The sequence below is a fragment of the Escherichia sp. TW09308 genome, from assembly GCF_000208565.1.
GTDB lineage: Bacteria > Pseudomonadota > Gammaproteobacteria > Enterobacterales > Enterobacteriaceae > Escherichia > Escherichia marmotae.
In genome coordinates, this window is sequence record NZ_AEME01000001.1 from 632,292 (window position 1) to 647,211 (window position 14,920).

The 14,920-nt window shown below is 51.1% G+C and carries 17 protein-coding genes and 1 pseudogene; 5 read left to right on the forward strand and 13 right to left on the reverse strand.

Translation table 11 applies throughout. From position 1 onward, the window contains the following. Positions 1 to 3: 3 nt before the first annotated feature. Both asd and rsgA read right to left on the reverse strand, forming a co-directional pair. Positions 4 to 972: an archaetidylserine decarboxylase gene (gene asd / locus ESM_RS0103230; protein WP_000934902.1), complete on the reverse strand. Its 969-nt coding sequence runs from the start codon at positions 970 to 972 to the stop codon at positions 4 to 6. Between the two features lie 96 nt (positions 973 to 1,068). Beyond that, entirely contained in the window at positions 1,069 to 2,121 is a 1,053-nt protein-coding gene (gene rsgA, locus ESM_RS0103235) for a small ribosomal subunit biogenesis GTPase RsgA (RefSeq protein WP_000041983.1), read from the reverse strand. Positions 2,122 to 2,215: 94 nt separating this feature from the next. On the opposite strand from rsgA, the gene orn reads away from it, so the two are divergent. The 3 genes and pseudogenes from orn to ESM_RS0103250 all read left to right on the forward strand — a co-directional run bounded on the left by orn (position 2,216) and on the right by ESM_RS0103250 (position 3,794). Continuing rightward, complete coding sequence (gene orn / locus ESM_RS0103240; RefSeq protein WP_001517620.1) at positions 2,216 to 2,761, forward strand: oligoribonuclease; 546 nt, start codon at positions 2,216 to 2,218, stop codon at positions 2,759 to 2,761. A 209-nt stretch (positions 2,762 to 2,970) separates the two neighbouring features. After that, positions 2,971 to 3,348: pseudogene (locus ESM_RS01000000123940) on the forward strand (GNAT family N-acetyltransferase); the annotation flags it as partial. Beyond that, entirely contained in the window at positions 3,345 to 3,794 is a 450-nt protein-coding gene (locus tag ESM_RS0103250; RefSeq protein WP_001076542.1) for a DMT family transporter, read from the forward strand. The pseudogene ESM_RS01000000123940 and the gene ESM_RS0103250, both read left to right, overlap by 4 nt. Here the strand turns inward: ESM_RS0103250 and ydcY are convergent, their stop codons facing one another. Together ydcY and ESM_RS01000000123945 are read right to left on the reverse strand one after the other, a co-directional pair. Beyond that, complete coding sequence (ydcY, locus tag ESM_RS0103255) at positions 3,795 to 4,028, reverse strand: DUF2526 family protein YdcY (protein ID WP_000018633.1); 234 nt, start codon at positions 4,026 to 4,028, stop codon at positions 3,795 to 3,797. A gap of 85 nt (positions 4,029 to 4,113) precedes the next feature. Beyond that, the gene (locus tag ESM_RS01000000123945; RefSeq protein ID WP_001516416.1) at positions 4,114 to 4,287 is read right to left on the reverse strand and encodes a GhoT/OrtT family toxin; all 174 of its coding nucleotides are present in this window, start codon (positions 4,285 to 4,287) and stop codon (positions 4,114 to 4,116) included. A 194-nt stretch (positions 4,288 to 4,481) separates the two neighbouring features. Here ESM_RS01000000123945 and yncL point away from each other — a divergent pair, with 194 nt between their 5' ends. Next, positions 4,482 to 4,577 carry a stress response membrane protein YncL gene (gene yncL, locus ESM_RS1000000126195; RefSeq protein WP_071985532.1) on the forward strand — a complete coding sequence of 32 codons (96 nt, stop codon included), beginning with the start codon at positions 4,482 to 4,484 and terminating at the stop codon, positions 4,575 to 4,577. Positions 4,578 to 4,675: 98 nt separating this feature from the next. Here yncL and patD read toward each other — a convergent pair whose 3' ends face one another. The 8 genes from patD to hicA all read right to left on the reverse strand — a co-directional run bounded on the left by patD (position 4,676) and on the right by hicA (position 12,389). Further along, positions 4,676 to 6,100 (reverse strand): aminobutyraldehyde dehydrogenase, encoded by a 1,425-nt coding sequence (gene patD, locus ESM_RS0103265; RefSeq protein ID WP_001163919.1) that lies wholly within the window; start codon positions 6,098 to 6,100, stop codon positions 4,676 to 4,678. Between the two features lie 21 nt (positions 6,101 to 6,121). Further along, complete coding sequence (locus ESM_RS0103270; protein WP_000555487.1) at positions 6,122 to 6,916, reverse strand: ABC transporter permease; 795 nt, start codon at positions 6,914 to 6,916, stop codon at positions 6,122 to 6,124. Further along, the gene (locus tag ESM_RS0103275) at positions 6,906 to 7,847 is read right to left on the reverse strand and encodes an ABC transporter permease (RefSeq protein WP_001251301.1); all 942 of its coding nucleotides are present in this window, start codon (positions 7,845 to 7,847) and stop codon (positions 6,906 to 6,908) included. The genes ESM_RS0103270 and ESM_RS0103275 overlap by 11 nt, the downstream gene beginning before the upstream one ends. Beyond that, positions 7,848 to 8,861, reverse strand: coding sequence for an ABC transporter ATP-binding protein (locus tag ESM_RS0103280; RefSeq protein ID WP_000220424.1), 1,014 nt, complete (start codon positions 8,859 to 8,861; stop codon positions 7,848 to 7,850). Positions 8,862 to 8,878: 17 nt separating this feature from the next. After that, positions 8,879 to 10,024 carry a putative ABC transporter substrate-binding protein YdcS gene (gene ydcS / locus ESM_RS0103285; protein ID WP_000047463.1) on the reverse strand — a complete coding sequence of 382 codons (1,146 nt, stop codon included), beginning with the start codon at positions 10,022 to 10,024 and terminating at the stop codon, positions 8,879 to 8,881. A gap of 238 nt (positions 10,025 to 10,262) precedes the next feature. After that, positions 10,263 to 11,672 carry an aminotransferase-like domain-containing protein gene (locus ESM_RS0103290; RefSeq protein WP_000760662.1) on the reverse strand — a complete coding sequence of 470 codons (1,410 nt, stop codon included), beginning with the start codon at positions 11,670 to 11,672 and terminating at the stop codon, positions 10,263 to 10,265. A gap of 78 nt (positions 11,673 to 11,750) precedes the next feature. Then, complete coding sequence (gene hicB / locus ESM_RS0103295) at positions 11,751 to 12,167, reverse strand: type II toxin-antitoxin system antitoxin HicB (protein ID WP_077627724.1); 417 nt, start codon at positions 12,165 to 12,167, stop codon at positions 11,751 to 11,753. Between the two features lie 45 nt (positions 12,168 to 12,212). Next, complete coding sequence (gene hicA, locus ESM_RS0103300; RefSeq protein ID WP_000813795.1) at positions 12,213 to 12,389, reverse strand: type II toxin-antitoxin system mRNA interferase toxin HicA; 177 nt, start codon at positions 12,387 to 12,389, stop codon at positions 12,213 to 12,215. A 221-nt stretch (positions 12,390 to 12,610) separates the two neighbouring features. On the opposite strand from hicA, the gene ESM_RS01000000123955 reads away from it, so the two are divergent. Beyond that, the gene (locus ESM_RS01000000123955; RefSeq protein ID WP_000494240.1) at positions 12,611 to 12,841 is read left to right on the forward strand and encodes a DUF2554 family protein; all 231 of its coding nucleotides are present in this window, start codon (positions 12,611 to 12,613) and stop codon (positions 12,839 to 12,841) included. Positions 12,842 to 12,934: 93 nt separating this feature from the next. On the opposite strand, the gene rlhA is transcribed toward ESM_RS01000000123955, so the two are convergent. Beyond that, positions 12,935 to 14,896 (reverse strand): 23S rRNA 5-hydroxycytidine C2501 synthase, encoded by a 1,962-nt coding sequence (rlhA, locus tag ESM_RS0103310; protein WP_010376311.1) that lies wholly within the window; start codon positions 14,894 to 14,896, stop codon positions 12,935 to 12,937. Positions 14,897 to 14,920: the final 24 nt, after the last annotated feature.

The following is a 14,920-nucleotide window of genomic DNA, read 5'->3' on the forward strand; positions in this document are numbered from 1 at the left end:
GGATTAGACCTGGTCTTTTTTGTCGTCAACCAATGGGCTGGCGTCGTGTTCTGCCTCGATCTCTTCAGCAGGAAGCGGGGCCGGTTCAGTTTCTGGCGTAACAAAGGTTTCGGTAGATACAGCCAGCGGCTGACCAATCTTAGTGACAGAAAGGCTTGCCAGTTGCTCAACCAGATTCACTTTACCCGGCGCAAACAGGTTGATAACAGTAGATCCGAGTTTAAAGCGCCCCATTTCCTGGCCTTTCAGTAGCGCCACAGAATCGTCGTTTTCCCCGGCAGGCCAGGTCCAGCGTTTGATGATGCCTTCGCGCGGTGGCGTAATGGTGCCTGCCCAGACAGTTTCAATGCTACCAACAATCGTCGCACCGACCAGAATCTGTGCCATCGGGCCGAATTCGGTATCGAAGAGACAGATTACGCGTTCGTTACGGGCAAACAGATTTGGCACGTTCTGGGCTGTGAGATGATTCACCGAGAAGAGATCGCCCGGCACGTAGATCATCTCACGCAGGATACCGTTGCACGGCATATGTACGCGGTGGTAGTCACGCGGGGAGAGGTAAGTGGTCACAAACGTACCGTTGCGGAAGAGATCCGCCATCAGGTAGTTACCCGCCAGCAGGGCTTCAAGACTGTAGTTGTGGCCTTTGGCTTGCAGGATTTTATCTTCTTCGATTTTACCTAACTGGCTGATAACACCATCGGCAGGCATGACCAGAACATTCGGGTCGGTATCGATCGGGCGCACATCGTCACGCAGCGGACGGACAAAAAATTCGTTAAAGGTACGGTAGCTGGCGGTGTCCGGTTTCTGCGCCTCTTTCATGTCGACCTTGTAGTATTTAACGAACAGATCGATAACCAGTTTTGTCAGCCATCCTGCCCGCTTGCTTGCACCCCAACCCGCCAGGCGAGTAAGCCATAGTTTCGGCAGAATATACTGTAGCGAAAGTTTGAATGAATTTAACAAGGTAGCCTCCAGGCCATTGTTTTGTCGTTCCTGATCCGGCGTACATGCCGGATCCTGAAAAAAAGGGGACGATTCTAACGACGGTTAGCTTAATTGTCAGTCATCCGTATCAGAAAAGTTTTTACGCGTTTTTACCTGCGCCATGCTTTCCAGAATACGGTGATAGTTTTCGAAACGAGTTTCCGCGATTTTCCCATCTTCAACCGCTTCACGGATAGCGCAGCCCGGATCGGTATCGTGTTTGCAATCGCGATACTTACACAGGCCTAAGTAATCATGAAATTCGACAAAGCCTTGAGTGATTTGTTCCGGTGCCAGGTGCCAGAGACCAAATTCACGCACGCCAGGGGAATCAATCACATCACCGCCGTGCGGGAAGTGATACAGCCGTGCGGCGGTGGTGGTGTGCTGACCCAGACCAGAGTTGTCCGAAACATCGTTGGTCAGGATCTCTTTTTGCAGCCCCAGCAACGCGTTCAGCAGACTGGATTTACCGACGCCAGACTGCCCGGCAAAGATGCTGATCCGCCCGGTCAACGCCTCTTCCAGCGGTTTCAGGCCATCCTGAGTATGGCTGGAAACCATTAATACGCGATAACCAATGTTGCGGTAAATATCCATCTGCTCGTTGACAAATGCCATACCGTCATCGTCCAGCAGGTCGATCTTGTTGAGCACAATAATCGGCTCAATCTGCAAGGTTTCGCAGGCCACCAGGTAACGGTCGATAATATTGAGCGACAGCTCCGGCAAAATGGCGGAGACAATGACGATCTGGTCGATGTTGGCGGCAATGGGCTTCACGCCGTCGTAAAAATCCGGGCGCGTCAACACCGAGGTGCGCTCATGCACCGCTTCAACGATCCCTTTGACATTAATACCTTCCGCCGCCGGTTTGCCCGGACGCCAGACAACGCGATCGCCAGTCACCAGCGAACGGATAGTGCGGCGAATATTGCAGCGGTGAACTTCGCCATCGGCGGATTCCACATCAGCATGCATGCCAAAACGGCTGATGACGATACCTTCATCAGGCTCGCCAAACAGATTGTCGTCGTAGTCGGGCTTCTCCTTAGACGTTTTAAGACGACGCTGGTGATTGGCGTTCACACGGCGCTGCTGGCCTTTGGAGAGTTTATTTTTACTCAATCGTACTGACTCCTGGTCGCCCCTGATGGGCAAAACATCTATGATACACGCAATTGCGAATCAATATAGTCACTGTGAATGGGTGGAAAATAGCATGAGTGCCAATGAAAACAACCTGATTTGGATCGATCTTGAGATGACCGGTCTGGATCCCGAGCGCGATCGCATTATTGAGATTGCCACGCTGGTGACCGATGCCAACCTGAATATTCTGGCAGAAGGGCCGACCATTGCAGTACACCAGTCTGATGAACAGTTAGCGTTGATGGATGACTGGAACGTGCGCACTCATACCGCCAGTGGGCTGGTGGAGCGTGTGAAGGCGAGCACGATGGGCGATCGGGAAGCGGAACTGGCGACGCTCGAGTTCTTAAAACAGTGGGTGCCAGCAGGAAAATCACCGATCTGCGGTAACAGTATTGGTCAGGATCGTCGCTTCCTGTTCAAATACATGCCGGAACTGGAGTCGTACTTCCACTACCGCTATCTCGATGTCAGCACGCTGAAAGAGCTGGCGCGCCGTTGGAAGCCGGAAATTCTTGATGGTTTTACCAAACAGGGGACGCATCAGGCGATGGATGATATCCGTGAATCGGTGGCGGAACTGGCTTACTACCGCGAGCACTTCATCAAGATGTAAAATTTTTCCTGGTCACGTAACCGCCGAAATCCACTTGCGGCGGCGTGATTTTGACGCTAAATTGAACGTCTTGCCGATAATTTCAGCACTTGAGATAAAAACTCAAAAAAAATTTTTTAGGGGGGTTGCAGAGGGAAAGATTTCTCGTATAATGCGCCTCCCGTAACGACGCAGAAATGCGAAATTACGAAAGCAAAAATTAAGTAGTACTATCCGGTTATCCGGTGCTGGTGAGCGAAGAAAATGGCGTTGTCACGGGGTATGCCTCATTTGGTGACTGGCGTAGTTTCGACGGTTTTCGCCATACAGTGGAACATTCGGTATATGTTCATCCGGATCATCAGGGCAAAGGTCTTGGGCGCAAATTGTTAAGCCGGTTGATTGATGAAGCGCGGGATTGCGGGAAGCATGTCATGGTTGCCGGGATCGAGTCGCAAAATCAGGCCTCGCTGCATCTACACCAGTCGCTGGGATTTGTCGTCACCGCACAAATGCCGCAGGTAGGCACTAAATTTGGTCGCTGGCTGGATCTCACCTTTATGCAGTTGCAACTCGACGAACGCAGTGAACCGGACGCTATCGGATGAATCAGTCGCTTACCCTTGCCTTTTTGATCGCCGCCGGGATTGGCCTGGTGGTGCAAAACACATTGATGGTGCGCATCACTCAGACCTCCTCCACCATTCTCATCGCCATGCTACTGAACTCACTGGTGGGAATTGTGCTGTTCGTGTCTATTTTGTGGTTTAAACAAGGGATGGCAGGGTTTGGCGAACTGGTGTCCAGCGTGCGTTGGTGGACTCTAATCCCTGGTTTGCTGGGATCATTTTTTGTCTTCGCCAGTATCAGCGGGTATCAAAATGTGGGGGCGGCAACGACCATTGCAGTACTGGTCGCCAGCCAACTTATTGGAGGTCTGGTACTGGATATTTTCCGCAGTCATGGCGTGCCACTTCGGGCGTTGATTGGTCCAATTTGCGGAGCGGTTTTATTGGTAGTTGGCGCCTGGTTGGTGGCCAGACGCACGTTTTAATCAGAGGATGGTGCCGCCTTTCGTTAACTGTTCGTGGCGCGCTTCCATATCTTCTTTATGCTTGCGTCCGTGATGGGCGATTGCTGTGCGCAAACGCTGTTGCTGGGTGTAGCGATCTTCCCGGCTTAACTCTGCGTCATCGCTCAGGGCGATTAACAATTCGTTCATATGGGCAATGACGCTCTCCTCAATCGCGGCATCCACGCGCGCGATGACCTCATCCAGATGCGACATACTTTCTCCTTAGCCACTTGTGAAATTTATCGATTCACTCAAATGATATAAGTCTGCGTTGTGCCGTCAAGCCAGCGAGTAAGATTTAAAACAGTGAAAACAGTAGCGCCACTGGAAAACTCATCGGCCATGTGATCCCCACCAGAAAGGCGCTCAGAAAGCGAATGCTCTTCTTATCGTGGGAAAGAAACCAGGTAATAAGAAAGGCGATTACTGCCATAACAGCATAAAAAACAAGCAAACATTGAAAAAGAGACATGTACAGGCATCCAGCCAGGTGAATAAAACGCGCGCAAATATGCGTCATTTCTTGATGCGCATCAAGTTTTCAATCCATTTAAGATAAATTCAATAACCTACGGCATGCTCTTGTCCATCTTCAGAATGAGTATGATTGCGGATTTTCCCAACCCGTACTATACACATAAGGGCTATGACAAAAGGTAGGCAAAAATGAACGTTTCCAGTAAAACTGTAGTGCTGATAAATCTCTTTGCTGCTGTTGGGTTGTTTACTCTTATCTCTATGAGATTTGGTTGGTTTATTTGATGTAGCGATATTGCACGCAGCACGTACTGTCAGAGAGAAATCAACTCTCTGACAGTAGGTTAGATCCTCTCACACTCTCCAGATTTACAACACTATCCTTAATGCTTAACCATTACGTGGCGTACTACGGTGTAATCTTCCAGCCCATAAAGTGACATATCTTTGCCATAACCTGAAAGTTTCTGCCCGCCGTGCGGCATTTCACTGACCAGCATGAAGTGGGTATTGACCCAGGTGCAGCCATATTGCAGACGAGCGCTCACGCGATGCGCCCGACCGACATCTTTCGTCCACACCGAAGAGGCCAACCCGTACTGACTGTCATTCGCCCAGTTAACCACTTGCTCTTCGTTGTCGAAGGCCGTCACGCTCACTACCGGGCCAAATACCTCTCTTTGAACGATGGCATCTTCTTGTAACGCACCGGCCAGCAGTGTAGGCGCATAATAATAGCCGTTACCCTGCCGTTTTTCACCGCCGGTGATCACCTTAATGTGTCCCGTCGCCTTCGCCTCTTCCACCGCCCTGCTGACGCGTTCGAGATGTGCCAGTGAGCTTAACGGCCCCAGCTCTGTGGCACCATCATCCGGTGCACCAGATTTTAACGTTGCCACTGCGGCACCGAGTTTTTCCACCAGCGCGTCGTAAATACCTTTTTGCGCGTAGATACGACAGGCAGCAGTGCAATCTTGTCCGGCATTGTAATAGCCAAAGGTGCGCACACCTTCGACCACTGCTTCAATATCTGCATCATCAAAGACAATCACTGGTGCTTTACCGCCCAGTTCCATGTGGGTGCGCTTTATGGATGGTGCTGTATGGCTGATGATGTGCTCACCGGTAGCGATAGACCCCGTCAGCGACACCATGCGCACTTTTGGATGTCCGGTCAGCGGATCACCCACCGTTTTACCTCTGCCAAACAGTACGTTGATCACGCCTGGCGGGAAGATATCTTTCGCCAGTTCTGCCAGTTTCAACGCAGTCAGCGGTGTAATTTCTGATGGTTTAAGCACTACGCAGTTCCCCGCCGCCAGCGCCGGAGCCAGTTTCCACGCTGCCATCATCAACGGGTAGTTCCAGGGGGCGATAGAGGCCACAACACCTAATGGATCGCGGCGAATCATTGATGTATGACCTTCAAGATATTCACCCGCCGCCAGACCATTCAGGCAGCGCGCAGCGCCGGCGAAAAAGCGAAAGACATCGACAATCGCCGGAATCTCATCATTAAAAGCACTATGCAGCGGTTTGCCACAGTTACGGGACTCCAGTTCGGCAAAAACCTGACCGTTCTCTTCGATAACATCCGCCAGTTTCAGCAGGCATTCCGCACGCATTTTCGGCGTGGTTTGCCCCCACCCGACAAATGCGGCATCTGCCGCGCGAACAGCGGCATCAACCTGCTCTGCGGTTGCCTCGGCAATCTCCAGTAATACTTCTCCCGTTGCCGGATTATAGACAGGCTGTTTTTCCCCTTCGCCGCTGACCAGTTCTCCGTTAATCAGTAACTTATGTTGCATAGCATATTCCCATTTCAGTGGTTATTGACCCTTGTCGCCTTCACGGGTTAGCCACCAGGCCCCCAGGATCGGCAAGGTTGTTACCAACATAACCAGCAGTGCCACAACGTTGGTTACCGGTACATCACGCGGTCGCCCAAGCTGATTGAGCAACCACAGTGGTAACGTCCGTTCGTGACCCGCGGTAAAAGTCGTCACGATGATTTCATCGAACGACAAGGCAAACGCCAGCATTCCCCCCGCCAGTAACGCCGAACTGAGATTCGGCAACACCACGTAGCGGAAGGTTTGCCAGCCATTGGCTCCAAGATCCATTGACGCTTCCACCAGACTCCACGAGGTACGGCGAAAACGGGCGATGACATTGTTGAAGACGACCACCACGCAAAAAGTCGCATGACCAACCACGATAGTGAAAAAGCCTGGCTCCAGATTGATCGTTTTAAAGGCCGTTAATAGTGCGAGACCAGTGACAATGCCAGGCAATGCAATGGGTAACAGCAGTAACAGTGAAATGGCGCTTTTGCCGAAAAAGTCACGCCGCCAGAGCGCCGCGGCCGCCAGTGTTCCTAACACCAGCGCGATGAATGTCGCCAGCGTCGCCACTTTAAGTGACAGTGTCACGGCATCAAGAATATCGCTACGCTGTGCTGCTATGCTGAACCAGCGCAGCGTCAAGCCTTGTGGTGGAAAACTAAATGCGGCTTCCTCGGTGTTAAACGCATAGGCGGCGATAATCAAGATGGGAAAATGGAGAAAAAGCACGCCGCCCCAGGCCGCCAGTTTGAGGAACAACGGTGCGCGTTCAGAGTGCATCGAACGCCCCCATGCGTTTCACGAACGCCAGATACAGTGCGATAAGAACAATCGGCACCAGAGTGAAAGCTGCAGCCATCGGCATATTGCCAATCGCCCCTTGCTGGGAGTAGACCATGTTGCCGATAAAATACCCCGGCGGCCCCACCAATTGCGGAACGATAAAGTCGCCCAGCGTTAGCGAGAAGGTAAAGATAGAACCTGCGGCAATACCCGGGATCGCCAGCGGTAACACCACATAGCGGAAAGTTTGCCGTGGGCGCGCGCCGAGATCTGCCGATGCCTGCAGCAGTGACGGGGGTAAACGCTCCAGCGCTGCCTGCACAGGCAGGATCATGAACGGCAGCCAGATATAAAGAAACACCAGAAAACGCCCCAGCCCGGAAGTAGACAGTGTATTGCCGCCCACAGCCGGAAGTGTCAGGAACGCCGTCAGCAGTGGCTCCAGCCCCAGATGTTGCAAAAACCACTGCGCTACGCCATCTTTCGCCAGCAATAACGTCCAGGCATAGGCTTTAACAATGTAGCTCGCCCACATCGGTAACATCACCGCAATATAAAAAAACGCTTTCATTTTGCCGCTGGTGTAGCGCGCCATGTACCACGCCATCGGAAAGGCCAGAATAGCGCTGGCGATGGTCACCGCCACTGCCATCGTCAGTGTGCGGATGATGATGTCGTAATTAGCCGGGTTAAACAGTGCGCGTATATTCGCCAGCGTCAGTTCCGGCGTTACCGACATAGTGAAATCATCAAAGGTATAAAACCCCTGCCATAACAGTGTCAGCAGCGAGCCGAAATAGACGATGCCAAACCACATCAACGGGCCAAGCAGCAGTAAAAACAACCCAAGCCCCGGTTTACGCCAGAAAAAAACCGACATCTTCCCCATGCCGGGGCGCGCAGGTGACTGCAATACGTTCATCGCCATTCACCTCTCCTCAACCAGAGGCACCATCACATCGCGGGACCAGGAAACCATCACCTGTTGACCAGGCGTGAGCGTGGCGGGTAGTTCTTCGCCCGTCATGTTGCCCAGACTGACCAGCAGTTTTTCACCGCCGCTAAGTTTCAGTTCAAAACGAGTCGTCGCCCCCTGATATTGCACCGCCTGGATCGTGCCATTGGCCTGCACTTCGCCAGGTGTATTGAGGCGGATATGTTCCGGGCGCAATGCGAAGCTCCCCATCATGCCGCAAAGTTTCTCCGCAATCAGCGGCTCAAAAACGTTGGATGTCCCGACAAATCCCGCGACAAATGGCGTACGCGGACGCATATAGAGATCGCGCGGTGAATCAACCTGCTCAATACGTCCATTATTGAAAACCGCCACGCGATCGGACATCGATAATGCTTCGCCCTGATCGTGGGTGACAAAGATAAAAGTGATTCCGAGGGATTGTTGCAGCTTTTTCAGCTCCAGTTGCATCTGCTCGCGCAGCTTAAGATCCAGTGCGCCGAGCGGCTCATCCAGTAGCAACACGCGCGGTTCGTTCACTAACGCTCTGGCGATAGCGACCCTCTGGCGTTGACCACCGGAAAGCTGTGACGGCTTACGTTGCAGCACGAAACCAAGCGCCACTTTTTCCAGCGCCTCTTGCGCCATGATGTAACGCTGTTTTTTCTCAACGCCTTTGACCATCAGCCCGTAGGCCACGTTATCGAGAATCGACATATGGGGAAACAGCGCGTAGTCCTGGAAAACGGTATTAACATCCCGCTCCCACGGTGGCAGATTGCTGGCGGGTTTACCAAAAATAGTAATTGCCCCGCCAGAAAGCTGTTCGAATCCAGCGATTAGTCGCAGACAGGTGGTTTTGCCGGAGCCGGACGGCCCCAGCATTGAAAAGAACTCACCATCTTTTATCGCAATACTGACGCCATCTACCGCGCGCACGTCACCGTACAACCGAGAAACGTTGTCAAACTCCACTGCGTACGTCATAAAACACCCCAGCGAAGTTAGCGGCCGCCCATAATGGCAATGTAATCCTGCGTCCAGCGGCTATATGGGACAAATTTTCCCCCTTCTGCGATGGGCGTTTTCCAGAAGGCGATTTTGTCGAAATAGTTAAATCCATTAGTTTCACAGCCTTTATCGCCCAGCAACGGACTGGCTTTACAGCCTTCCGGCACCACAGGCAGTGAGCCAAACCAGGCTGCCACATCACCCTGCACTTTTGGTGTTAATGACCAGTTCATCCATTTGTAGGCACAAACCGGATGTTTTGCTTCGCTATGCAGCATAGTGGTATCAGCCCAGCCGGTGACGCCCTCTTTAGGGAAGACGGTGGCGATCGGTTGTCCTTCGCCTTTCAATGCGTTGGCCTGATATGGCCATGCGCTGGAAGCTACCACGCCTTCATTTTTGAAATCGCTCATTTGTACAGAGGTGTCATGCCAGTAGCGATGGATCAAACCATGTTGATCGCGAAGTACTTTCAGCACCGCCTGATATTGATCTTCGGTCAGTTGGTACGGATCGCTGATGCCCAACTGCGGCTGAGTCGCTTTGACGAACAGCGCGGCATCGGCAATATAGATAGGGCCGTCATAAGCCTGTACGCGGCCTTTATTACTCTTACCGTCCGGCAGTTCCTGTTCCACAAAGACAACCTGCCAGCTATCCGGTGGCGTCGGAAAGGTTTTGGTGTTGTACATCAGCAGGTTCGGCCCCCACTGATACGGCGTGCCATAAACTTTGCCGCCAACGTTAAACCAGTCGCCCTTTACTACGCGTGGGTCGAGTGTTTTCCAGTTGGGGATCAGTGCGGTATTAATCGGCTGCACACGTTTACCCATAATCAAACGCAGTGAAGCATCACCGGACGCCGTGACCAGATCGTAACCGCCTTTGGTCATCAGGCTGACCATTTCATCGGAAGTGGCGGCGGTTTTCACATTTACCGCGCAACCTGTTTCTTTTTCGAATTGCGTAACCCAGTCGTATTGTTTATCGGTTTGTCCACGTTCGATGTATCCCGGCCAGGCGATAATATCCAGTCGTCCTTCCGGTTTATCTAAATTAGTGAGGGGTTCGGCGGCGTGGGCGGTCATTAAAGTCATGGTTAGCGCACACAGGCTGCTGCGGGCAAATGTCTTGCTCATAGGTCTTACTCCTGTTGTCATTATTGTCAGCAGCCGTGCCGTAAAAATATCTCCCTGTTTAACCATAGACGGCGCATTGCAGGCGTACCTTCGCCCCTGAAAATATTTAGTCAGGTTGTGAGCTAACGCGCATTACGCAATTTTAGAGGCTATCTTCTGGAGTATAGACAAGGGGTTAAGGAATACTGGAGCTATTCGAATTTCCTATTGCTCAACCGGAGGGAAATTAAATTGGAATCTATTTCAACTGCTCTTGAATAAGTTTGCCTAATTGTTTTACCGCTTGTTCTTCGCGTTCTCCCCACTGCCATGCAGTATTAAAACGAAAAAAACGTGACCAGTTTTCGCCAGTAGAAAACATTTTACCAGGCGCAATACTGATGTGATGTGCCAGTGCCTGAACACTTAATTCTCCCGCATCTAACGGTTCGGGAAGTTCCAGCCAGAGAAAATAACCACTGTCGTTATGGTGTATTTTGACTTCCACAGGCAGATAACGCAGCAGCGCCTGCCAGGCGCGTTGTTTGCGTTCCGCAAGCTGTCGACGTAGACGACGCAGATGGGCATCGTAGCGGCGTGTCGAAAGGTAATCCACCAGCGCAAGTTGCATCGGTGAGCTGGTGGAAAGCGTACTCATCAATTGCAAGCGTTGGATTTTACGCGCATGTTTTCCTGCGGCGACCCAGCCGATACGAAAACCTGGCACCAGGCATTTAGAGAATGATGAGCAATGCAGCACACGATCATATTGATCCCAGGCTTTTGCAGGCAGCGGTTTTTCCCGCCCAAAGTACAACTCGCTGTAGACATCATCTTCAATCAGCATCACGTTGTACTGGTTGAGCAACTCTACCAACCGCGCTTTTTTCTGCGGCGTTAAGGTAAAACCGAGCGGATTCTGGCTGTTAGTCATTAACCAACACGCTTTCACCGGATACTCCTGTAACGCCAGTTCCAGCGTCTGAAGGTCGATCCCTTCGTTAACATCCGTCGCCACCGATAACGCTTTCAGCCGTAATCGTTCCAGCGCCTGCAACGCGCCGTAGAAACAAGGATTCTCTACTATCACCCAATCGCCCGGTTCTGTGACTGCTTGCAAACCGAGATTTAATGCCTCTAATGCACCGGCGGTAATGACGATTTCATCAGGCGAAATGGTGATACCCTGTAAGGCATAGCGGCGAGCAATAGCCTGGCGAAGCTCGGCATTCCCTGGCGGTAGGTTTTCGATCACACTCATTGCCGTGGCGGTTTTGCTTACTTGCGCCAGCGAGCGGTTCAATTGTTGCAGTGGGAAAAGCCGCGGATCGGGAAAGGCTGAGGCAAACGGCACTACCGACGGATCGCGACTGGCCTGCAACATGTCAAAAATATAGGTATTAATATCGACAGCTTCATCACGTGTGACCGGAATGACTGGCGCTTTCTGCATTTTTATCGTCTGTGGCGCAACGTAATAACCCGACTGCGGCCGCGCAATAATATGTCCCTGACTTTCGAGCAACTGGTAGGCATGGCTGACGGTCATAAAGCTCACGCCAGAAAGCGCCACCTGTTCACGTAACGAAGGCAGACGATCGCCAGGCTGCCAGATGCCTGACGCAATTTGCTCGCGTAATTGTTCCGCCAGTTGCTGGTATTTTTTCATTTTTGAATCGTTATAGTGTGCAGGTGATCCGGCAGTCTATATCAGTTGTTAAAAATGACAACTTTGTGTTAACTGTAATTAAACCATCACCAGCGATAACTCTTTGCCAAGCGCCTTAGCCGCGAGCTGGACGGCGTCGATTTTTGTCGCATGGTGCAAATTAAATAGGCGAGTAATCTCCTGTTTAGGTTTGCCAATTCGTCTGGCTAACTCTTGCTGAGTGATTTCTGACTGTAAAAAAGCATTTAGCAGCAATACCTTAGAAGCAACACTTAAAGGTACTTCAATAAAGTGATCGTTGTTATTCAATGGCGAAGGTAACGGGATGAGTTCGTTATCTTCAAAATAAAAATCAAATGCGGTCAGTAAGGCATCTTTTGCTGCTTCCATCGCTTCAGCGACCGTTTCTCCCTGCGTCAACGCTTCGGGGATATCCACAAAAGAAACCATATAACCGCCTTCCGGCGCGGGTGTAAGAGTGACGGGATAACGCATAATTTCGACTGTCTCTCGCATGTCATTAACCTTTTTAATTGGCGATTAACTCAAACCGAGTTGTTTCAGAATTGCTTTACGCAATGGTTCTTTAATCTCTTCGCTGGGGTGACGCGGCATGACACTGCGCCTCCCGTGAAACCTGAGTTTTAAATGGTTGCTGCCATTCGCTACATCGACGCCCTGAGATTCGAGCCAACGTCTGAACTCGCTTTGTTTCACATCGCCTCCCTGCCGCTGAGTATATCAACAAAGTAAACATTAGTGTTTACCTCCGTGTGTAATTTGCTCGAAAATAGCACTTAATCGCCGCAACGGCAGAATGCAATGCAAAATCAGGAAGGCAGATTCCAGAATTTCTTTGCGCTAATTTGCAAAACAGAATAATAACCTCAAGAAACTGTCGGCATCATAGCGGCAAAAGGTAAGAAAAAGGTGGCGGGATGTTTACGAAGGCGTTATCGGTAGTCTTATTAACCTGCGCGCTGTTCTCCGGGCAACTAATGGCAGGACACAAAGGACATGAGTTTTTATGGGTGAAAAATGTGGATCATCAACTGCGCCATGAAGCGGACAGCGATGAATTGCGCGCCGTTGCGGAAGAATCGGCAGAAGGCTTACGCGAGCATTTTTACTGGCAAAAATCACGTAAACCAGAAGCGGGTCAGAGTTGAGTCGTTTGTTGCCGGATGCGGCGTGAACGCCTTATCCGGCCAACAATATCATGCAGATTCAATGAGCTGTGAATAACCCTGAAAACTTGCGGTTTATCCTTTCCGCTTCGGCAATGTTTTCAGCAGATCATCCGGGCTTACGGATGCAACAACGCTTCCCGGTAACGGCATTTTCAGAATGTGATTTTTGATTTTGCCGATGACGTGCATCTCACATGGACGGCAATCAAACTTCAGCGTTAACACTTCATCGCCGTTAACCAGTTGCATTGGTGTTGCCTTCCAGCTTTTGATATTGCCTTTCGCCTGCTTCGGACACAGATTGAAAGCAAAGCGCAGACAATGCTTGGTGATCATCACCGGAACCTCGCCCTTCTCTTCATGTGCCTCATACGCCGCATCAATCAGTTGCACACCATAGCGATGATAAAATTCACGCGCTTTCTGGTTGTAAACATTCGCGAGGAAACTCAGATGCGTTTGCGGATAAACCGGCGCAGGATCAGCAACCGGTTTACGACTGCCGCGCTGGTAACTGGCAAGACGCGCGGCATCCAGCATTTCGGCGGCTTCACGACGGAACTGATTTAACAGGCTGTTTGGCACAAACAGCGCCCCCGGCAAGTTAATTTGTACATCACGAGCGTAATAGATAGTCTGCCCCAGCTTCGACAATCCCTCTTTCAGATTGGTGAGTGCTTTTTCGGCGTTATTCGCTTCGTCGAATTGCCCATCCAGGGTATGAGTGATGCTGACGCCCTCTTCGCTGGTTAACGTCAGAATGAGTTGTTCCTGCCAGCCGCCAAATTCAATATCTACAGCGACCCGGCGCTCACTGGAGGTTTTGGTCAGTGCCTGTTGCCAGTTATGGTCAAGGTTACGGTTAAGCGGATGATGCGGACGAATTTTATGCAGCTCTGCTGGCATCTCATTTGGCCAGACGCGGTACTGGTTTTTCCCCGTTTTCTCTACCGTGTTGGCACGGAAGCCGACGACTTCACGTTTAATCATTACGTTCAGACCATCGCCGTTAGCCAGCGGTTCGGTGACCTCAACATCGAGATGATCTTTAGCAACGTTCAATACTTCACCCACTGGCAGGCCAATAAATTTCGGGGAATCGAACGCGCCAATGTCGCCTTTACGCGCGTTAACAAAGTAGTCTGTACTGCCACGATGGAAGGTTTTTTCCGTCGAAGGTACAAAAAAGTGCTCGGTACGACCAGATGAAGCACGTGCCAGATCGCCACGTTCTTCAATAATGGCATCCAGCCTCTGGCGATAATGCGCGGTGATATTCTTCACGTAGCTCATATCTTTGTAACGCCCTTCAATCTTGAAGGAGCGCACACCAGCATCAATCAGAGCGCCAAGATTGGCAGTCTGATCATTATCTTTCATCGACAGCAGATGTTTTTCATAGGAAACCACCCGCCCCTGATCGTCTTTCAACGTGTATGGTAAACGGCACGCCTGTGAGCAATCGCCACGGTTGGCGCTACGCCCCGTTTGTGCATGAGAAATGTAGCACTGACCGGAATATGCCACGCACAGTGCACCATGAATAAAGAACTCAATGGTCGCGTCTGTGGCCTGATGAATCGCGCGGATCTGTTCCAGGTTAAGCTCACGCGCCAACACGATCTGCGTAAAGCCAACGTCAGAGAGGAACTTCGCTTTTTCCACCGTGCGAATATCACACTGCGTGCTGGCGTGCAGTTCAATCGGTGGAATATCAAGTTCCAGAATCCCCATATCCTGCACAATCAGTGCATCAACGCCGGTCTGATAAAGATCGGTAATCAACCGCTGCGCCGGTTCCAGTTCTTCGTCATGCAAAATGGTATTAAGGGTGACGAAAATTTTTGCGCCATAACGATGAGCAAATGGCACCAGTTCGGCAATATCTTTCAGGCTATTACTGGCGTTATGACGGGCACCAAAACCAGGGCCACCGATGTAAACAGCATCGGCACCGTGCAAAATAGCTTCGCGGGCAATGGCGGCATCGCGTGCCGGGCTTAACAGTTCAAGGCGATGAGAAGATACGGTCACTTTCTTATCCAGTAGCTGAAAAAT